At 61.8% G+C, this 17,936-nt stretch carries 19 protein-coding genes; 16 read left to right on the plus strand and 3 right to left on the minus strand.

Annotation, left to right across the window (positions count from 1 at the left end; genetic code table 11):
- Window positions 1–13: 13 nt before the first annotated feature.
- The 10 genes from RS694_RS05680 (at window position 14) to RS694_RS05725 (ending at window position 9,861) form a co-directional block, all read left to right on the plus strand.
- On the plus strand, window positions 14–895 hold the full coding sequence (locus RS694_RS05680; protein WP_029706065.1) for a 4-hydroxyphenylpyruvate dioxygenase: 882 nt from the start codon (window positions 14–16) through the stop codon (window positions 893–895).
- Between the two features lie 20 nt (window positions 896–915).
- Window positions 916–1,794: a sugar phosphate isomerase/epimerase family protein gene (locus RS694_RS05685; RefSeq protein WP_029706063.1), complete on the plus strand. Its 879-nt coding sequence runs from the start codon at window positions 916–918 to the stop codon at window positions 1,792–1,794.
- Between the two features lie 24 nt (window positions 1,795–1,818).
- A complete protein-coding gene (locus tag RS694_RS05690) occupies window positions 1,819–2,769 on the plus strand; it encodes an AEC family transporter (RefSeq protein WP_029706061.1) in 951 nt (316 codons plus the stop codon).
- A gap of 118 nt (window positions 2,770–2,887) precedes the next feature.
- The gene (gene edd / locus RS694_RS05695; protein ID WP_029706060.1) at window positions 2,888–4,753 is read left to right on the plus strand and encodes a phosphogluconate dehydratase; all 1,866 of its coding nucleotides are present in this window, start codon (window positions 2,888–2,890) and stop codon (window positions 4,751–4,753) included.
- Window positions 4,754–4,884: 131 nt separating this feature from the next.
- Window positions 4,885–5,526: a bifunctional 4-hydroxy-2-oxoglutarate aldolase/2-dehydro-3-deoxy-phosphogluconate aldolase gene (gene eda / locus RS694_RS05700; protein WP_029706058.1), complete on the plus strand. Its 642-nt coding sequence runs from the start codon at window positions 4,885–4,887 to the stop codon at window positions 5,524–5,526.
- A 219-nt stretch (window positions 5,527–5,745) separates the two neighbouring features.
- On the plus strand, window positions 5,746–6,258 hold the full coding sequence (locus tag RS694_RS05705; protein ID WP_029706056.1) for a hypothetical protein: 513 nt from the start codon (window positions 5,746–5,748) through the stop codon (window positions 6,256–6,258).
- Window positions 6,259–6,381: 123 nt separating this feature from the next.
- Complete coding sequence (locus tag RS694_RS05710) at window positions 6,382–7,029, plus strand: dihydrofolate reductase family protein (RefSeq protein ID WP_029706055.1); 648 nt, start codon at window positions 6,382–6,384, stop codon at window positions 7,027–7,029.
- Window positions 7,030–7,059: 30 nt separating this feature from the next.
- A complete protein-coding gene (locus RS694_RS05715) occupies window positions 7,060–7,539 on the plus strand; it encodes a VOC family protein (RefSeq protein WP_029706053.1) in 480 nt (159 codons plus the stop codon).
- A 1-nt stretch (window position 7,540) separates the two neighbouring features.
- Window positions 7,541–7,987 (plus strand): DUF1801 domain-containing protein, encoded by a 447-nt coding sequence (locus RS694_RS05720; RefSeq protein WP_029706052.1) that lies wholly within the window; start codon window positions 7,541–7,543, stop codon window positions 7,985–7,987.
- A gap of 251 nt (window positions 7,988–8,238) precedes the next feature.
- Entirely contained in the window at window positions 8,239–9,861 is a 1,623-nt protein-coding gene (locus RS694_RS05725) for a methyl-accepting chemotaxis protein (RefSeq protein WP_029706050.1), read from the plus strand.
- A 31-nt stretch (window positions 9,862–9,892) separates the two neighbouring features.
- On the opposite strand, the gene RS694_RS05730 is transcribed toward RS694_RS05725, so the two are convergent.
- Entirely contained in the window at window positions 9,893–10,519 is a 627-nt protein-coding gene (locus RS694_RS05730; RefSeq protein ID WP_029706049.1) for a LysE family translocator, read from the minus strand.
- A gap of 90 nt (window positions 10,520–10,609) precedes the next feature.
- Here RS694_RS05730 and RS694_RS05735 point away from each other — a divergent pair, with 90 nt between their 5' ends.
- Entirely contained in the window at window positions 10,610–11,581 is a 972-nt protein-coding gene (locus RS694_RS05735) for a helix-turn-helix transcriptional regulator (protein ID WP_029706048.1), read from the plus strand.
- A gap of 85 nt (window positions 11,582–11,666) precedes the next feature.
- On the opposite strand, the gene RS694_RS05740 is transcribed toward RS694_RS05735, so the two are convergent.
- Both RS694_RS05740 and gloA read right to left on the minus strand, forming a co-directional pair.
- Entirely contained in the window at window positions 11,667–12,176 is a 510-nt protein-coding gene (locus tag RS694_RS05740; RefSeq protein ID WP_029706046.1) for a DUF1569 domain-containing protein, read from the minus strand.
- Between the two features lie 9 nt (window positions 12,177–12,185).
- The gene (gloA, locus tag RS694_RS05745) at window positions 12,186–12,599 is read right to left on the minus strand and encodes a lactoylglutathione lyase (protein ID WP_029706045.1); all 414 of its coding nucleotides are present in this window, start codon (window positions 12,597–12,599) and stop codon (window positions 12,186–12,188) included.
- 284 nt (window positions 12,600–12,883) lie between these two features.
- Here gloA and RS694_RS05750 point away from each other — a divergent pair, with 284 nt between their 5' ends.
- The 5 genes from RS694_RS05750 to hutH are packed head-to-tail and all read left to right on the plus strand — an operon-like array spanning window position 12,884 to window position 17,897.
- The gene (locus RS694_RS05750; protein ID WP_029706044.1) at window positions 12,884–13,849 is read left to right on the plus strand and encodes an ABC transporter substrate-binding protein; all 966 of its coding nucleotides are present in this window, start codon (window positions 12,884–12,886) and stop codon (window positions 13,847–13,849) included.
- Between the two features lie 4 nt (window positions 13,850–13,853).
- The gene (locus tag RS694_RS05755) at window positions 13,854–14,687 is read left to right on the plus strand and encodes an ABC transporter permease (RefSeq protein ID WP_051391682.1); all 834 of its coding nucleotides are present in this window, start codon (window positions 13,854–13,856) and stop codon (window positions 14,685–14,687) included.
- Window positions 14,684–15,466: an ABC transporter ATP-binding protein gene (locus RS694_RS05760; protein WP_029706042.1), complete on the plus strand. Its 783-nt coding sequence runs from the start codon at window positions 14,684–14,686 to the stop codon at window positions 15,464–15,466. Before RS694_RS05755 ends, RS694_RS05760 begins: the two co-directional genes overlap by 4 nt.
- A 25-nt stretch (window positions 15,467–15,491) precedes the next feature.
- A complete protein-coding gene (gene hutC / locus RS694_RS05765) occupies window positions 15,492–16,280 on the plus strand; it encodes a histidine utilization repressor (RefSeq protein WP_029706040.1) in 789 nt (262 codons plus the stop codon).
- 57 nt (window positions 16,281–16,337) lie between these two features.
- Window positions 16,338–17,897: a histidine ammonia-lyase gene (gene hutH, locus RS694_RS05770; RefSeq protein ID WP_029706038.1), complete on the plus strand. Its 1,560-nt coding sequence runs from the start codon at window positions 16,338–16,340 to the stop codon at window positions 17,895–17,897.
- The last annotated feature ends 39 nt before the right edge of the window (window positions 17,898–17,936 follow it).

The raw sequence follows: 17,936 nt of genomic DNA on the forward strand, positions 1-17,936 counted from the left end.
TGAGAAAGCAGCCATGAACCCCACCACCCCCCAGCGCGAATCCGTCCCCGAAGTCCCCAACCGCCTGGGCATGGAAGGCATAGAGTTCATTGAATACGCCACCAGCCGCCCACAGGCGCTGGGGCAGGTGCTGGAGACCTTGGGGTTCCGGCCCGTAGCGCGCCACCGCTCGCGCGAGATCACGCTGTACCGCCAGGGCAGCATGAACCTGGTGGTCAACGCCCACCCCGACGATGCGCGGGTGAGCGCTACCGCAGGTGGCAACCCCGTGATTTCTGCCGTGGCCTTCCGTGTGCGCGATGCGCTCAAGGCGCAAACCCGTTGTCTGGAAGTCGGTGCCTGGGAAGTCGCCAGCCACGCCCAGGCCATGGAGCTGCATATCCCGGCCATCCACGGCCCCGGCGGCAGCCGCTTTTATTTTGTGGACCGGTGGAAAGAGTTTTCCATCTACGACATTGACTTCACGCCCATCCCCACGGTGGACCCACACCCTCCGGCGCTGGCCGGTATGAGCTACTTCGGTCTGGTGCAGTACATCGGTGCGGCACGCACGGCCGACTGGTCGGCCTATTACGAAAACATGTTCGGTTTTGTCGAGATACCGGACGAAGAACGCTTTGGCATCCTGCCCAAGGGCAAGCTCATGCGCAGTGCCTGCGGCCACTTCCTGTGGCAACTGGTGGAGCCCGACCCTGGCATGGATGACGACAGCACCGGTGAATGCCTGCAGCGCATTGGTCTGGGCGTGCCCAACGTGGCCGAGGCCGTGGTGCTGCTCAAAGCCCGCGGTGTCGAGTTTGTCGAGTCCAGCCAGTTGCACCCTGAAGACCGCGGCGCGCTGACACGCACCGTGCTGGGTTCGGTGTCGTTCGAGCTGGTTCACCAGACCCCGTGAGCGCCACCATGAGCAACACCATGGGAATACTCGACCGGTTTGGCATGGACACCATCACGCTGGCCGGCTCACTGGAGGCCAAGCTGGAGGCCATGGCAGGTGCCGGTTTTGGGCAGGTCATGCTCAGCGCTCGTGACATCGTGGGTCACCCGGGTGGCGTAGCCGCTGCGGTCAAAGTGGTGGAGGCCAGTGGCCTGCGCCCCACGGGTTTCCAGGTGCTGCGTGATTTTGAAGGACTGTCTGGCCACCTGCATGACTACAAGGTAGATATTGCCAAGTCCATGCTGGAGATGTGCCAGGCACTGGGCAGCAAGGTGTTGCTGGCCTGTTCTTCCACCTCGCGCCACGCGACGGACGACCTGGACACTATTGCCAAAGACCTGCGCAAGCTGGCCATGCTGGCGCTCCCGCTGGGCATTAAGGTGGCCTACGAAGGCTTGTCCTGGGGCCGCACGATCAACGAGTTCACCACCGCCTGGGATGTGGTCTGCCGCGCCGACTGCCCCAACTTGGGCATGGGCATTGACTCCTTCCACATCTTCGCCGCCAAGACCCCGTTGGATGCGATTGAAGAGCTGGACGCGTCCAAGATATTCCTGGTGCAACTCTCCGACTTCATGTGGAACGAAACCCCCACCTTTGAAGACCGCATGACCACGGCCCGCACCTTCCGTGTGTTCCCGGGGGAGGGCGTGCACAGCAACGCGCTGGCCGATCTGGTGCTCAAGCTCGACGGCATTGGTTACCGCGGTGACTACAGTTTTGAAGTCTTCAACGACGACTACCAGCAGCTCCCGTTGCCCACCGTCGCTGCGCGGGCACGTCGCAGTGCCCTGTGGCTGCGTGAGGATGTGTTGCACCAGGCTGTGCCGTTGCCCGGTTCGCATTTGCAAAAATAGTGTGAACAGGCCCTAAGATTTTTGATGCTTGAAATACTGGCCGTCACCGGCCCCACGTACGTCATCATCGCCCTCGGTTATTTGTGCACGCGCGGCGGTTTGTTCAGCAAAACCGACATGCGTGTGCTCGGCAAGTTTGTGCTGAACATTGCCTTGCCTGCCTTGTTGTTCAACGCATTGTCACAACGCTCGCTGCGCGAAGTCATGCACATGGACTACCTGGTCGCCTATGGGCTGGGCGCTTTGGTCGCTGTGTCGTTGGGGTTTCTGTGGGCACGGTACCTGGGCATTCGCAGTCCCAGTGCGTCCACCTATTTCGCCATGGGCGTGAGCAGCTCCAACAGCGGCTTCATGGGTTACCCCATTGCGCTGATGTTGCTGGGCCCCGAGGCCGGGGTGGCGCTGGCGCTCAATATGCTGGTGGAGAACCTGCTGATATTGCCGCTCTTGCTGGTGCTGGCAGACCGTGGGCCGGAGCACCATGGCGGCACCTTGCGTACGTTGGGTCGCATGCTCGGAGGGCTGGCACGCAATCCCATGATCATGGCTATCGCGGTGGGCTTTGCCTTTTCGGCGGCAGACCTGCAACTGCCCGGGCCGTTGGCACGCACCGTCACGCTGTTTTCGCAGGCCAGCACGGCCTTGGCGTTGTTTGTGATTGGTGGCACCCTGGTGGGGCTGCAGGTCCACGGCCTGCGTGCGCGCATCGCCCAGATCACGGTGGGCAAGCTCGTGGGGCACCCGCTGGCGGTGTTGTTGGTCTTGTTGTGGCTGGTGCCCGTCAATGACCCCGAACTGCGCACTGCAGCCGTGTTGTATGCCGCCATGCCCATGCTGGGTATTTACCCCTTGCTGGCCGAAAAGCACGGCCACCAGGAGCTCAGCGCGGCGACGCTGCTGGTGACGACGGTAGCGTCTTTTTTCACCATCAGCGCGCTGATCGGCCTGCTGCGGTACATCGGCCCCTGGGGCTAACCGCCTGTCCGCAGATGCGGGTTTGGTACCCCACTGGTAACCATCCGCATTCACAAGGTCCCGTTTCCAAGTTACCATCGAACATGTAATTTTGTTACAGAAACGGATTGAAAGCGCCATGTCTAGTTCCTCTGCCCCCAACGCTCTTCACCCCACCGTCTTGGCCGTCACGCGCCGCATTGTTGAGCGCAGTGCCCCCACACGCAGCGCCTACCTGGCGCAACTGGAGCTGGCCGCCAACCGCAAGCCCGGCGCCGACCGCATGGGTTGTGCCAATGTGGCCCACGCCTTTGCCGCCATGCCCGACGCCGACAAGACCCGCGTCACCGGCCTGGACAAGCTCAAGATCGTGGAAGAGAAGGGTGCCAACATCGGCATCGTCAACGCCTACAACGACCTGCTATCGGCCCACGCGCCGTTGCAGCACTACCCCGACCTCATCAAGGTGGAAGCCCGTAAACACGGCGCCACGGCCCAAGTAGCCGGTGGTGTGCCCGCCATGTGCGACGGCGTGACCCAGGGCACTCCGGGCATGGAACTGAGTCTGTTCAGCCGCGATGCCATCGCCATGGCGACCGCCGTGTCGCTGAGCCACGATGTGTTTGATTGCGCGCTGATGCTGGGCGTGTGCGACAAGATCGTGCCCGGCCTGCTGATTGGTGCGCTGCATTTTGGCCATCTGCCCACTGTGTTTGTGCCCGCAGGCCCCATGACATCGGGCCTGTCCAATAACGAAAAAGGCAAGATCCGCGAAAAGGCCGCGCAAGGCTTGGTAGGCCGCCCCGAGCTGCTCGCCGCCGAGAGCGCCGCGTACCACGGCCAGGGTACCTGTACCTTCTATGGCACGGCCAATAGCAACCAGATGCTGCTCGAAGCCATGGGCCTGCATGTACCCGGTACGGCCTTTATCAACCCCGGCCAAGACGTGCGCCAAGAGTTGACGCGCGAAGCCGTGCGCACTGTGCTGGGCATCACCAAGGCCAAGCGTTTTGCGCCCATTGGCCGTGTGGTGGACGAGCGATGTATTGTGAATGCCATGGTCGCTTTGTTGGCCACCGGTGGTTCTACCAACCACCTGATCCATTGGGTGGCCGTGGCCCGCTCGGCCGGTATCGTGATCGACTGGAACGACTTTTCGGCCCTGTCCGACGTGGTGCCCTTGTTGACCCGCGTGTACCCCAATGGCAGTGCGGACGTGAACCAATTCCAGGCCGCAGGCGGCCCCGGTTATGTGATCCGCGAGCTGCTGGATGCGGGCTTCCTGCACCCCGATGTGCTGACCGTGCGCAGTGGCGGTTTGCGTGAATTCACCGCCATCCCTTCCGCGCAGGCCAACGGCGCCTTGCAATGGACAGACGCTGGTGCCAGCAAAGACGAGTCCGTGGTGCGCCCTGCGAGCGCGCCTTTCAGTGCCAGCGGTGGCCTGAAGCTGCTCAAGGGCAATCTGGGCCGCAGTGTGATCAAGGTGTCCGCCGTCCCGGACGACCGCCACATCATTGAAGCTCCGTGCCGCGTTTTTGATTCCCAAGAGGCGCTGCACAAGGCCTTTAGCGCCAACGAGTTGAACCACGATGTGATTTGTGTGGTGCGCTGGCAGGGCCCGCAGGCCAACGGCATGCCCGAGTTGCACAAGCTCACGCCGCCGCTGGCCGTGCTGCAGGGCAAGGGCTTCCGCGTGGCCTTGGTTACCGATGGCCGCATGAGTGGCGCGTCGGGCAAGGTTCCCGCCGCCATCCACGTGTCGCCCGAAGCCGCTGCCGGTGGCCCGTTGGCCAAGGTGCTGGACGGCGATGTGATCCGCCTGGACGCCAATGCCGAGACTTTGCAGGTACTGGTGGACGCAGCCGTGTGGGACACGCGCCCACTGGCCACCATGCCCGCCGATTTGCGCGCTGCCAACGGCATCGGCATGGGCCGCGAACTGTTCGCCAACTTCCGCCGCAATGCGCTCACCGCTGAAGAAGGCGCCTGCACCTGGTTTTAAAACATGCAACACCACACACCGTTCGCTCTGAGCCTGCCCACTCCGTTCGCCCTGAGCGTGTCGAAGGGCTTGCAGGCTTCGACAGGCTCAGCCCGAACGGCATGTGAATTGACTAACTGGACTGAAACACCATGACCACTCCCCAATCCTTTACCGCCCTGCAAGTCATGCAGGACGCCCCCGTGATCCCCGTCATCGTTTTGAATGACGTAGCCCACGCCGTGCCCATGGCGCGTGCACTGGTGGCCGGTGGTGTCCGCATGCTGGAAGTCACGCTGCGCACACCGCAGGCGCTGGCCTGCATAGAAGCCATTGCCAAAGAAGTGCCAGAAGCGGTAGTGGGTGCGGGCACCGTGCGCACCACGTCGGATGCGCAGGCGGCTGCTTTGGCTGGTGCCCGTTTCGCGGTGAGCCCCGGTTACACCCGCGCTGTGGGTCAGGCCTGCCGCGACGCCGGTCTGGCCCTCTTGCCTGGTGTGGCCACCGGCAGCGAAATCATGATGGCGCAGGAAGACGGCTTCACCCAGCTCAAGTTCTTCCCCGCCATGCAAGCCGGCGGCCCCGCCATGCTCAAGGCCTGGAGTGGCCCGTTCTTTGACGTGCAGTTCTGCCCCACCGGTGGCGTGACGCTGCAGAACGCGCCGGAGTTTTTGGCACTGCCCAACGTGGTCTGTGTGGGCGGCTCGTGGATCGTGCCTGCCGATGCGATGGTCAAGGGTGAGTGGGACAAGATCACGCAACTGGCGAAGGATACGCAGGCGTTGCGTAAGTAGGGCGCGCTGGCGTTTGAATATAAAAGGGGGCTGCGGCCCTCTTTCTATTTGCGCGAGCAGCTATTAATTTTGTAGCGTATGGTGCTGCTGGTGTGCAGGCTGCTTCTGATGTTAGAAATCAGATATAACTCAAGGACTTGAAAATATACGGGAGGAAGACATGAGCCCATGCGGCTTTCTTCATAAGACCGGTTTCACTTCCACAACAGGTTAATCCCAATGAATTATGTCCGCGAGAACATCGTTCCAACGTCTATCGGGGCGATCCTGAGTGGGGTGGGCGCGCTGGCGATGAGCATCTACTCAGACTTTCTTCCAGGACTCATCCCAGTGCTAAAGAGCATTGCGCCAGAGATATACATCAAAATTTCGGCGCTTCTGGCTCTTCTCTTTGTTCTCGCTGCAGCTCTTGCACTCGTCGCTTTCATGAAGGCGCGACCATATCGTCCGCGCGCATTGGCAGGGAAAAAGTTTGGCTTTCAATGGACAGCTGAACTTGACTACAGCAACAAGCGCAGCGAAGTAGAGGTTGAGGTTCAGTGGCTTTGCCCGAAGCACGGCGTGCATCTAGGTATTAAGTCCGCAGAGATACCCGAAACGACTTATCACACCCTCTGGTGTATGAAGTGCGACAAGTCTTACCCAATGCAGTCTCACGGAGATGCTGTACATGTCGAGGAGGTGGAACGTCTTGTACGGCGAGAAATACTTGGTAAGTTGCGGCTTGAGTAGTTCCAGGAATTCCCTCTTTACGCAACTCTGTTTAAGCTATTCTGCCGCTCCTCTCGATAACTTTTAGAGACGCCTAGCTTCGGAAATTGAGGCACACTTTCACTCGCACATCAGGGAGACCCCATGTCCAAGCTTCGCGTAGAAAGTTTCACCATCTCCCTAGACGGCTTTGGTGCCGGGCCGGACCAGGATCTGGCCAATCCGCTTGGTGTGGGCGGTACCTCGCTGCATGGCTGGGCGATGTCGACCCGGACGTTTCAGAAACACGTGTTCGGCAAGGATGGAGGGGCAAGTGGTATCGACGAGGACTTTGCCCAGCGCGGTTTCCAGAACATGGGCGCCTGGATCATGGGGCGCAACATGTTTGGCCCCGTGCGCGGGCCCTGGCCCGATGAAAGCTGGCGCGGCTGGTGGGGGGAGAACCCGGTGTACCACGTGCCCGTGTTTGTGCTCACCAACCACGCGCGTCCGCCGCTGGTTATGGAGGGCGGCACGACGTTCCACTTTGTCACCGAAGGCCCGGTCGTCGCGCTGGAGCGCGCCCGTGCTGCGGCTGGGGGCAAGGATATACGTGTGGGTGGTGGCGTGGACACGATCCAGCAGTACCTGCGCCTGCGCCTGATTGACGAGATGCACATTGCCATCTCGCCGGTATTGCTGGGTGCGGGTGAGCGGTTGTTCGAAGGCATCAACCTGCCTGCCTTGGGCTACGCGTGCACCCGGCACGAAAGCTCGCCACTGGCCACGCACGTGGTCTTTACGCGGCAGTGATCACGGTAACGTTGACCCAAGGAGAAGCCCATGACCCCCAAGAACACGATTTGCATCTGGTACGAGGGCGGCGCAGTCGAGGCCGCGACGTTTTACGCCAAGACCTTCCCGGACAGCGCGGTGGGCGCGGTCTACTACGCACCCGGTGACTACCCGGACGGCAAGCAGGGCAACGTGCTGACGGTGGAGTTCACCGTGATGGGCATTCCGTGTCTGGGGCTCAACGGCGGGCCGATGTTCAAACACTCCGAGGCGTTTTCGTTCCAGGTGGCGACGGATGACCAGGCCGAGACAGACCGTTTGTGGAACGCCATCGTGGGCAATGGTGGGCAGGAAAGTGCTTGCGGCTGGTGCAAGGACCGCTGGGGCCTGTCGTGGCAGATTACGCCGCGCGCACTCATGGCCGCCATATCCGATCCCAACCCTGCCGCGGCCAAGCGCGCCTTTGACGCCATGATGCAGATGGGGAAAATCGACATCGCGACAATCGAAGCCGCACGGCGCGGTTGAGATGACTCCATTCTCCAACCCCGAAGTCCAGGCCAGGTTCAACGCGTACCCACCGGGACCGCGCAAACGGCTGCTCGCGCTGCGTGAACTTGTCTTCCGTGTTGCCGCTGCCACACCCGGGGTGGGGGAGATTGCAGAGTCGCTGAAATGGGGTGAGCCGAGCTACACCACCAGCAACAAGGCCGGCAGTCCCTTCCGCATGGACTGGAAGGAAAAATCACCCGACCAGGTCGCGATGTACTTCAACTGCCAGACTGATTTGGTGGAAATCTTCAGAACCCTGTTCCCCCAGGACTTCAGGTTCGAAGGGAACCGGGCGCTGGTCCTTGCGCTGTCCAGCAAGGCGCCTGAAGAGGAACTGGCTTTCTGTATCGCTGCCGCACTCATCTACCGCCTCAAGAAGCGGGAAGGCAAACGTGCGGGAATTTATAGAGAAATTGGGCTCTAGCCCTCGTGGATAGAGCGTGAGCAGCTATTGAAAATATAGCGATTGCGCAACGTCTATTCTGGCTTTTTCCTGGTGTTGCAATAGCCGGTGTCCGCGTAGCCCGGCGCCACCGCGCTCCGCCGGGCTTGGCATTCCTCCGTATTGACAAGCCCACCCTTTCGGCAATTAATGGTGCAAGAACCTGTTCACTTGACTGTCACGCAAGCGAATGGGGGCTTGTCGAAACCACACGTAATTCAAGGGGGAAGTACATGAATTTCAAGAATTTGACGGTTGCTCGCCGGCTGGCCTACGCCTTTGGCGTTGTCCTGGCCATCAGCGTGATTGCGGCCGCGCTGTCCATATCCAAGCTGTCTGACATACAAGACAACCTCAAGGATGTTGTCTTTGACAACAACGTCAAGATCAAATTGAACACGGAGATGTCCGATGCTGTTCACGTGGTTGCGCGGGTGATGCGCAGTGTGGTGTTGTTGAGCGACAAAGCTGAGATGGAGCGCGAGATTGCAAAAATAACCAAGGCCCGTGCTGACTACGACCGCGCATGGGCGGAGTTGGAAAAATTCCCGGCAAGCGAGACGGGGCGGCAGAACCGGCAGAAAATTTCCAGCGCCCGCGATGCAGCGCGCCCGGTGAACAACAAAGTGCTAGAGCTGGGCATGGCCGACAAGGACGACGAGGCCAAAGTGATTCTGTTCAAAGAGGCCATTCCCGCAACGCAGAAGTGGCAGGAGGCCTTGGCCGAGAACATCGCGTTCCAGCAGGCCAAAAGCGAAAAACAATATACCGAGGCGGAAGCCGACTACCAACAGGCGCGCACGCTGCTGATTGCCGCCAACGCCCTGAGTTTTGCGCTGGCCATTGTGCTGGGTTGGCTGGTCACCCGTTCCATCACGTCGCAGCTGGGCGGCGAGCCTGCTGCGGCCGCTGAGGTGGCCAAGGCGGTGGCCAATGGCGACTTGCGCATGCAAATCGTGGTGCGCCCCAACGACAGCACCAGCATGATGCTGCATCTGCAGAAGATGCAGGAGAGCCTGGCCCTGGTGGTGCGCAAAGTGCGTTTGGGCTCCGAAGGCGTTTCCGCTGCCAGTGCCGAGATTGCGCAAGGCAATAACGACCTCAGCAGCCGCACCGAGCAGCAGGCCAGTGCCTTGGAGGAAACCGCGGCGTCGATGGAGGAGCTCAGTGCGACGGTGCAGCAAAACGCCGACAGCGCCCGCCAGGCGAACCAACTGGCGATCAATGCGTCTGCGGTGGCCGTCAAAGGCGGCTCGGTAGTGGGCCAGGTGGTGGAGACCATGCGCGGTATCAACGACTCGTCCAAAAAAATCTCCGACATCATCAGCGTGATTGATGGCATCGCTTTTCAAACCAACATCCTGGCCCTGAATGCCGCCGTGGAAGCCGCCCGTGCGGGTGAGCAGGGCCGCGGTTTTGCAGTGGTCGCCTCCGAGGTGCGCTCGCTGGCGGGGCGCTCGGCCGAGGCCGCGAAAGAGATCAAGGCCTTGATCAGCGCCAGCGTGGAGCGGGTGGAGTTTGGGAGCAATCTGGTCGACCAAGCCGGCGTCACCATGACCGAGGTGGTGGACGCCATCCAGCGCGTCACGGATTTGATGGGCGAAATCAGCGCGGCCAACAACGAACAAAGTTCGGGTGTTTCGCAGATTGGCGAAGCCGTGGTGCAAATGGACCAGGTGACCCAGCAAAATGCGGCCTTGGTGGAGCAAATGGCTGCAGCGGCCAGCAGCCTCAAGGCCCAAGCGCAAGATTTGGTGCGTACCGTGGGTATCTTCAAACTGGGCGAAGAGGGCGCGACACTTCTGCCTGCGCAGGCGGCCCGGCTGGCCCCGATGCAGATGGCGCGCTTGGCGTAAGCGGCAAGCGCCATTGGTGCGGTGGCGACGCTTACGCCGCCCGCCATCCCATCCATAGCGTCCAAACCGCTGTGAGCACCAGCAGCCCCCCCAGCCAATGGCTGAATGCTGTTTGGCTTTTGGAACTGCCCTGTAACCACACGCGCAGTTGCGCGGCGGCCAGTGCCACGCCGCCGTACACCACCATTTGTGCTGTGGCAGTGATGGCACCCAGGACGATGGACTGGGCTGCGATGTTGCCGAGCTGCGGTCGGATGAATTGCGGGAACACCGCCAGCATGAAGATGTAGGCCTTGGGGTTCATCAAGCAGGTGAGGGTGGCGCGCACGAATGTGCTGTGCAAGGGGCGCGAGGGCTGGTCCTGCACGTCGGACAGTGCCTGTGTGTTGCGCAGCAGACCGTAGCCCATCCACGCCACATACAGGCTGCCTGCCAGCAACAACCCATTGAATGCCATCGGAAAGTGCTGCAGCAGCAAACCCACGCCCAGGGCGCCCATGGCTACATGCACCATGCCGCCCAGCACGATGCCCGCCACCGCCGCAGCGCCGGAGCGCCTGCCGTCCACCAGCGTGCTGGCCAGCACAAAGGCCATGTCCATGCCCGGTAGCACCACGATGCCCGCTACCAAAACCGCGTAAAGCCAGAGGTGTTCCATCTCGATTCCTTGTTCATTGGTGAAGATGGGAGCGAGTGTGTGCAGCAATAGCTGCCATCGAATGTCAGCATTTATCGGTACCATGCAGAAATGCGTGCCAGCCGCCTTTTGACCATCCAGATGCTTCTGCAAACCCGCGGGCGCATGAGCGCGCAGGCGCTGGCCCAACTGCTGGAGGTGTCGGTGCGCACGCTGTACCGCGATGTGGACCAACTCACCGCGGCGGGCGTGCCTATTTACGCGGAGCAGGGCCGCAACGGCGGTTTTCAGTTGGTGGAGGGGTGGAAGACCACGCTCACCGGCTTCACGGCGTCCGAGTCGCAAGCCGTGTTCATGAGTGGGCTGGCTGGCCCCGCGACTGAGTTGGGCCTGGGCCAGCAGGTGGTGGACGCGCAGCTCAAACTCATGAGTGCGCTGCCCGTGCACCAGCGCGATGGCGCACAGCGCGTGCAAGCGCGCTTTCACCTGGACCCGGCCGACTGGTACCGCGAGGCAGACCCGGTGCCACACCTGGCCACGGTGGCTGCCGCTGTGTGGCAAGACCGGCAACTGAACCTGCGCTACGACAGCTGGAAGGCCGAAGTGCAGCGCACGGTGCACCCGCTCGGGCTGGTGCTGAAGGCGGGCGTCTGGTACCTGGTGGCCACCCGTGACGCCCAGCCGCGCACCTACCGCATCTCCAACATTCTGGGCGCCGAGCTGCTGGACAAGGCCAGCGCGCGGCCCAAGCGCTTTGACCTACCCGCGTATTGGACCGAATCCATCCAGCGCTTTGAGGCTGCGTTGTACCAAGGGCATGCTGTGGTGCAGGCGACAACCCAGGGTGTGAAGCAATTGCGCCAGCTCAGCAGCGCGGTGGCCAAAGCCGTGGTGGCGCAGGCCCCGTCAATTCAGGCCGGTGAGACGGTGCGCCTCAAGATCCCAATAGAAACGTTGGAGAACGCCAGCTACCAATTGCTGCGCATGGCGCCTGATGTGCAAGTGCTGTCGCCCGTGGCCCTGCGCCGGGCCATAGCGCAGCGCCTGAAGGCGATCCAAGCCTGCTACGCAGACAATTTGTAATGAAATCGGCCTCTAGCCGCCGTGAATATTGCGCAAGCAGCTATCCATTTAATAGCATTTTGGTTGAGGGCAACCCCATACGAATCTACCCGCTGACGATTTCGTCTTGGTGATTGGCGATGTGAAATACATGGGCTTGTGCGAATTCGGCTTTGCTCAGGGCTCCGTAGGCAAAGTGTGGCTTCAGTGGGCCGGTGTTCGCCTCAAACCGTGCAATGGCCGCGCGCAGACGGTTGGCAGCGGGCTTCCAATCGCCCTGGGCGGTGAGGGCGGGGGCACCGGGGATGGGTTCATCTAAACCGTGGCTCATCTTGCCGCGCCACTGAAACACGGCAAACGCTGCAGCACCCAAGGTGTGCTGAAACGCGGCGCTCTTGGGCTGTGGAAAACCATCCAAACTCATCTCTATGCTTTGCGACAGGTGCTCCAGGACGGAGACCAGGGGCCAGGTGCCCGTGGTCTTGGCACCTGGGGCTTTTTCCAACTGGTCGAGCCAGATGCGTGCCTCGGTCAGGGTTTGCACCTTGACCGGCGCAGCCAGGATCAGGCCAGGCCCGAGGGCCAAGCCGGACACTACAAAGTCGCGTCGTTTCATATGGTCTCCCTAGCGCAACCCGCCACCTGCTGCCTGCTCGGCGCGCTGGATCAGCTCGATCTTGTAGCCATCGGGGTCGGTCACAAATGCAATCACCGTGGTGCCGCCCTTGACCGGGCCCGCTTCGCGCGTGACGTTGCCGCCGGCGGCCTTGATCTTGTCGCAGGCCGCGTAGGCGTCAGGTACGCCCAGCGCAATGTGGCCGTAGGCGGTGCCCAGGTCGTAGCTCTCGGTGCCCCAGTTGTAGGTCAGTTCGATCTCGGCCTGGCCGGGGTTGCCGCCGCCAAAGCCGAGGAAGGCGAGGCTGTATTTGTATTCCGGGTTTTCCGAGGTGCGCAGCACCTGCATGCCCAGTACCTTGGTATAGAAATCGATGGAGCGTTGAAGGTTGCCAACGCGCAGCATGGTGTGGAGGAATCGCATGTGCCGATTGTGCCGCAGCCGGCAATTCACGGTTTAAAGCGTAATACCACAAACTTGTATAGACAGCAATACGCCGAAAGTCCCTATACGAACTGCCGTCAGGTGGACTAGTATTGGTTTCGGCAGTCATTTTTGGTGGCGTTTCCTTGCGTTAAGGATTGAAACGGCGGCAAAATAAGCATTCCTGTATATACAAGTACAGGTTGCCTGGTTGGACTGGCGTTAAGCCAGGGTCTTGAAGACGCTGGCGCCAACGGGTCATTTCTTATTCAAAGGGGTTCGTCATGGGTAAATCGGGTTTGAAGATCGCATCGTTGCTGGCCGCCAGTCTGGTGGCTGCGGGCACGGCCTCTACGGCTGTAGCGCAAGAAACAAAAATCGTGTTGGGCATGTCCGGTTGGACCGGCTTTGCACCACTGACCCTGGCCGACAAGGCCGGCATTTTCAAGAAACACGGTCTGGATGTGGAAATCAAGATGATTCCCCAGAAGGACCGCCACCTGGCACTGGCTTCTGAAGCCATCCAGTGCGCAGCCACCACCGTGGAAACCCACGTGGCCTGGAACGCCAACGGCGTGCCCATCGTGCAGATCTTCCAGATGGACAAGTCCTACGGCGCAGACGGCATCGCAGTGCGCGGTGACATCAAGACGTTTGCCGACCTCAAGGGCAAGACCATTGGTGTGGACGCCCCCGGCACCGCACCGTACTTCGGCCTGGCCTGGATGCTCAGCAAGAACGGCATGACGCTCAAAGACGTAAAGACCACTACGCTGTCGCCCCAGGCGTCGGCCCAGGCTTTTGTCGCTGGTCAGAACGATGCGGCCATGACCTACGAACCCTACCTCTCCACCGTGCGTGACAACCCTGCCTCTGGCAAGATTCTGGCCACCACGCTGGACTACCCCATGGTGATGGACACCGTGGGTTGCGCTCCCACCTGGCTCAAGGCCAACCCCAAGGCCGCCAAGGCGCTGGCCGACTCCTACTTTGCTGCGCTGGACATGATCAAGGCTGAGCCCGCCAAGGCCAACGAAATCATGGGCGCTGCGGTCAAGCAATCGGGCGAACAGTTTGCCAAGTCGTCGGCCTACCTGCGCTGGCAAGACAAGGCAGCCAACCAGAAATTCTTTGCTGGTGAGCTGACCGCCTTCATGAAGGATGCCCAAAAGATCCTGCTGGAAGCTGGCGTGATCCGCAAGGCCCCTGAGAACCTGGCAGTGACGTTCGATGACAGCTTCATCAAGTAAAGCCATGCAAGGTGCACCCGCCATTTCCACGCCAGCGGCCGGTGCGCCGGTGCGCCGGCGTGGGCTGGCGCCACTGGAGCCGGTCAGCTTGCGCGCACGCTGGATGCTGGGGCTGGCCTTCTTCGTGGTGTTTGTCGCGGTCTGGTCCTTCTTCACGCTGGGCGGCTTCGTGTCGCCCACCTTCCTGGCCAGCCCGGTCACGATGGCGCGGGAGGGTTGGCTGCTGTTCACCGAGTACAACTTCATCCACGACATCGGCATGACCGTGTGGCGTGTATTGGGCGGCTTTGTGCTGGCCGCCATCGTGGCGGTGCCCCTGGGCATTGCCATGGGCGCGCACAAGGGGGTGGAGGCGTTCCTGGAGCCCTTCGTCTCTTTCTGCCGTTACCTGCCTGCGTCTGCCTTTATTCCGCTGCTCATTCTGTGGGCCGGTCTGGGTGAATTGCAGAAACTGCTGGTGATCTTCATCGGCTCGGTGTTCCAGGTCACGCTGATGGTGGCGGTGACGGTGGGCAGTGCGCGCCGTGATCTGGTGGAGGCGGCCTATACCCTGGGCGCCAACAACAGCGGCATCGTCAAACGGGTGCTGATTCCGGGCGCTGCGCCCGAGATCGCCGAAACCCTGCGTCTGGTGCTGGGCTGGGCCTGGACCTATGTGATCGTGGCGGAGCTGATCGGATCAAGCAGCGGCATTGGCCACATGATCACCGACAGCCAGGCGCTGCTCAACACCGGGCAGATCATCTTCGGCATCATCATCATCGGCCTGATCGGGCTGGTGTCTGACTTTGCCTTCAAGGCGCTGAACCGCCGTCTGTTTGTCTGGAGTGCGATATGAGCGCCAAGTTGTCCATCCAAGGCGTATCGCGCGTCTTCACCAGTCCCAAGGGCGCGAAGACACAAGCGCTCACGCCGGTTGATTTTGACGTGCGCGAAAACGACTTCGTCACCATTCTGGGCCCCTCGGGTTGCGGCAAGTCCACCATGCTGCGCATCGTGGCGGGGCTGGACCAGCCCACCACCGGGCGCGTGCTGCTCGACGGTCAGCCCGTCGACGGCCCGGGCGCGGACCGTGGCATGGTGTTCCAGAGCTACACGCTGTTCCCCTGGCTCACGATTGCGCAGAACATCCGCTTCGGCCTGCGTGAACGTGGCATGCCCGAGGCGCAGCAAAAGGAGCGCTGCGACTACTTCATGGCCAAAGTCGGCCTGCGGGGTTTCGAGCACCATTTTCCCAAGCAGCTCTCGGGTGGCATGCAGCAGCGCACGGCGATTGCCCGTGCGTTGGCGAATGACCCCAAGATATTGCTGCTCGACGAGCCTTTTGGCGCGCTGGACAACCAGACCCGCGTGCTGATGCAGGAGCTGTTGCTCGGCATCTGGGAGGCCGAGCGCAAGACGGTGCTGTTCGTGACCCACGACATCGACGAAGCCATCTTCATGGCCAATCGGGTTGCGGTGTTCAGCGCACGGCCTGGGCGTATCAAGACCGAGCTGGAAGTAGACTTGCCGCACCCGCGGCACTACACCATCAAGACTTCGCCCGAGTTCATGCAACTCAAGGCGCGCTTGACCGAAGAAATTCGGGCCGAGTCCATGGCCGCGGCAGAACACTAAAAACTGCCACCAGAGACAACCCGCCATGAATGCCAAGCTGCACGCCATCACTTCCGCTGCCTCCGCCATCCGGCGGTCGGGGGAGGTGCCGGCCAGCGTGGCGCTGTACCAGCAGATCAAGGACTTCATTGCCAGCCGCATCCAGGACGGCACTTGGCGGCCCGGCGACAAGCTGCCGTCGGAGAACGACCTGGTGGTGCAGTTTGGCATGTCGCGCATGACGGTGAACCGCGCGCTACGCGAGCTGGTGGAACAGGGCCGCATACGGCGTGTGGCCGGTGTGGGCAGCTTTGTGGCCGACGACAAACCGCAGGCCAACCTGCTGCAGATCGCCAGCCTGGCCGAGGACATCCGCCGCCGCGGACATGACTACGCGTGTGACGTGATCGTGGTCGAGCGTACCTCGGCCTCGCTGGAAATCGCCACCGCGCTGGGGCTGACGACCGGCGCCTCGGTGTTCCATTCGGTGTGTGTGCATCTGGAAAACGGTGTGCCCATGCAACTGGAAGACCGCTATGTCAGCCCAGCCATGGTGCCGCAGTTCATCCAGCAGGACTTCGCCCGCGAACAACCGGCCGACTTTCTGGTGCGCACCGTGCTGTTCGACCAGATGGAGCATGTTGTCGACGCCGTGTTGCCCACGGCCGAGCAGGCCCGCCTGCTGCAGATGGATGCGCACCAACCCTGCCTGCTGCTCACGCGCCGCACCTGGCAGCGCGATATTCCCATCACCATCGTGCGTTGCCTGCACCCCGGCATGCGATACCGCCTGGGCAGCCGCTTCCGTACCGACGGCAACGCCCTGTCCAGCTGATACGAAGAACCGCTTTCATTTTTTCGCTGATACCTACTTGTATATACAGGATAAAACATGACAACACCCACTGCATCCACTTTGACGCTGTTGCCCGGCCAGGTGCCATTGGCCCACTGGCGTGCCATCTACCGCGGCGCCACGCCCACGCTGGACGCGTCCTGCGCCGCTGCCGTAAAAGCTAGCGCCGAGACCGTGGCGCGCATCGTCGCCAAGGGTGAGCCGGTTTACGGCATCAACACCGGCTTCGGCAAGCTCGCCAGCGTGCGTATTCCCGCCGAAGACCTGGAAACCCTGCAACGCAACATCGTGCTGTCGCACGCCGCGGGTGTGGGTGAGGCAACCCCCTTGCCCATCGCGCGCCTGATGATGGCGTTGAAGCTGGCGAGCTTGGCGCAGGGCGCATCGGGCATTCGCCCCGCAACCTTGGCCTTGCTCGAAGCCATGTTGGTGCGCGGTGTGATTCCCGTGGTTCCCGGCCAAGGTTCGGTGGGCGCCTCGGGCGATCTGGCGCCGCTGTCCCACATGACGGAAGTGATGATCGGTGTAGGCGAAGCCTTCACCCCCACGGGCCGCATGCCCGCCGTAGAAGCGCTGGCCAGCGTGGGCCTCCAACCTGTGGTGCTCGGCCCCAAGGAAGGCTTGGCCTTGCTCAACGGCACACAGTTTTCCACCGCCAATGCATTGGCCGGTTTGTTCGAGGCGGAGCGTCTGCTGCAGTCGGCCCTGCTGACCGGCGCGCTGTCCACCGACGCGGCCAAGGGCACGGATGCGCCATTTGACGCACGCATCCACCGCCTGCGCAAACACAAGGGCCAGATGGCCACGGCCGAAGCATTGCGCCAGTTGCTGGTTGGCAGTGCCATCCGTGCTTCGCACCTGAGCGGCGACGAGCGCGTGCAAGACCCGTATTGCCTGCGCTGCCAGCCGCAGGTCATGGGCGCATGCCTGGACGTGCTGCACCACGCGGCCGACCTGCTGGAGACCGAAGCCAACGGCGTGTCGGACAACCCGCTGATCTTCCCTGGCGTCAACGGCCAGCCCGACGAGTCCTTGTCCGGTGGCAACTTCCACGCCGAGCCGGTGGCCTTTGCGGCCGACATGATTGCCATGGCGATCTGCGAAATCGGTTCGCTGTCCGAGCGCCGCATTGCCATGCTGGTGGACCCTGCACTGTCGGGACTGCCGGCATTTCTGACCCCCAAGCCGGGCCTGAACTCGGGATTCATGATTCCGCAGGTCACGGCCGCTGCGCTGGTGTCGGAAAACAAGCAACGCGCGTATCCTGCCAGCGTGGACTCCATCCCCACTTCGGCGAACCAGGAAGACCATGTGTCCATGGCCGCCCACGGTGCGCGCCGCCTGATGCCCATGGCCGAGAACGCCATGGCCGTGATTGCCATTGAATGGCTGGCTGCGGCCCAGGGCTGCCATTTCCACGCGCCACTGCAATCCAGCGCTCCGCTGCAGCAAGTGGTGCAACTGTTGCGCACCCAAGTGCCGCACCTGGAGGATGACCGCCACATCCAGCCCGATATGCAGGCCGCGATTGCCATGGTGCGCAGTGGCGCCCTGGTAGCGGCTAGCCAAAGCGTTGCGCTGCCCAGCGTCGCTTGAAGTGCCGTTGATGAAGTCCGTTCCCGTTAAGCTTGTTGA

The sequence above is a fragment of the Rhodoferax saidenbachensis genome, from assembly GCF_001955715.1.
Classification (GTDB): domain Bacteria; phylum Pseudomonadota; class Gammaproteobacteria; order Burkholderiales; family Burkholderiaceae_C; genus Allorhodoferax; species Allorhodoferax saidenbachensis.

Excerpts from the sequence above, each read along its gene's own strand:
- RS694_RS05725 (WP_029706050.1), top strand. The coding sequence starts at position 8,239 with ATGAATTTCAAGAATTTGACGGTTGCTCGCCGGCTGGCCTACGCCTTT.
- RS694_RS05705 (WP_029706056.1), top strand. The coding sequence starts at position 5,746 with ATGAATTATGTCCGCGAGAACATCGTTCCAACGTCTATCGGGGCGATC.
- RS694_RS05735 (WP_029706048.1), top strand. The coding sequence starts at position 10,610 with ATGCGTGCCAGCCGCCTTTTGACCATCCAGATGCTTCTGCAAACCCGC.
- RS694_RS05715 (WP_029706053.1), top strand. The coding sequence starts at position 7,060 with ATGACCCCCAAGAACACGATTTGCATCTGGTACGAGGGCGGCGCAGTC.
- RS694_RS05720 (WP_029706052.1), top strand. The coding sequence starts at position 7,541 with ATGACTCCATTCTCCAACCCCGAAGTCCAGGCCAGGTTCAACGCGTAC.
- gloA (WP_029706045.1), bottom strand. The coding sequence starts at position 12,599 with ATGCGATTCCTCCACACCATGCTGCGCGTTGGCAACCTTCAACGCTCC.
- RS694_RS05755 (WP_051391682.1), top strand. The coding sequence starts at position 13,854 with ATGCAAGGTGCACCCGCCATTTCCACGCCAGCGGCCGGTGCGCCGGTG.
- RS694_RS05685 (WP_029706063.1), top strand. The coding sequence starts at position 916 with ATGGGAATACTCGACCGGTTTGGCATGGACACCATCACGCTGGCCGGC.
- hutH (WP_029706038.1), top strand. The coding sequence starts at position 16,338 with ATGACAACACCCACTGCATCCACTTTGACGCTGTTGCCCGGCCAGGTG.
- hutC (WP_029706040.1), top strand. The coding sequence starts at position 15,492 with ATGAATGCCAAGCTGCACGCCATCACTTCCGCTGCCTCCGCCATCCGG.
- RS694_RS05710 (WP_029706055.1), top strand. The coding sequence starts at position 6,382 with ATGTCCAAGCTTCGCGTAGAAAGTTTCACCATCTCCCTAGACGGCTTT.
- edd (WP_029706060.1), top strand. The coding sequence starts at position 2,888 with ATGTCTAGTTCCTCTGCCCCCAACGCTCTTCACCCCACCGTCTTGGCC.
- RS694_RS05750 (WP_029706044.1), top strand. The coding sequence starts at position 12,884 with ATGGGTAAATCGGGTTTGAAGATCGCATCGTTGCTGGCCGCCAGTCTG.
- eda (WP_029706058.1), top strand. The coding sequence starts at position 4,885 with ATGACCACTCCCCAATCCTTTACCGCCCTGCAAGTCATGCAGGACGCC.
- RS694_RS05690 (WP_029706061.1), top strand. The coding sequence starts at position 1,819 with ATGCTTGAAATACTGGCCGTCACCGGCCCCACGTACGTCATCATCGCC.
- RS694_RS05740 (WP_029706046.1), bottom strand. The coding sequence starts at position 12,176 with ATGAAACGACGCGACTTTGTAGTGTCCGGCTTGGCCCTCGGGCCTGGC.
- RS694_RS05680 (WP_029706065.1), top strand. The coding sequence starts at position 14 with ATGAACCCCACCACCCCCCAGCGCGAATCCGTCCCCGAAGTCCCCAAC.
- RS694_RS05760 (WP_029706042.1), top strand. The coding sequence starts at position 14,684 with ATGAGCGCCAAGTTGTCCATCCAAGGCGTATCGCGCGTCTTCACCAGT.
- RS694_RS05730 (WP_029706049.1), bottom strand. The coding sequence starts at position 10,519 with ATGGAACACCTCTGGCTTTACGCGGTTTTGGTAGCGGGCATCGTGGTG.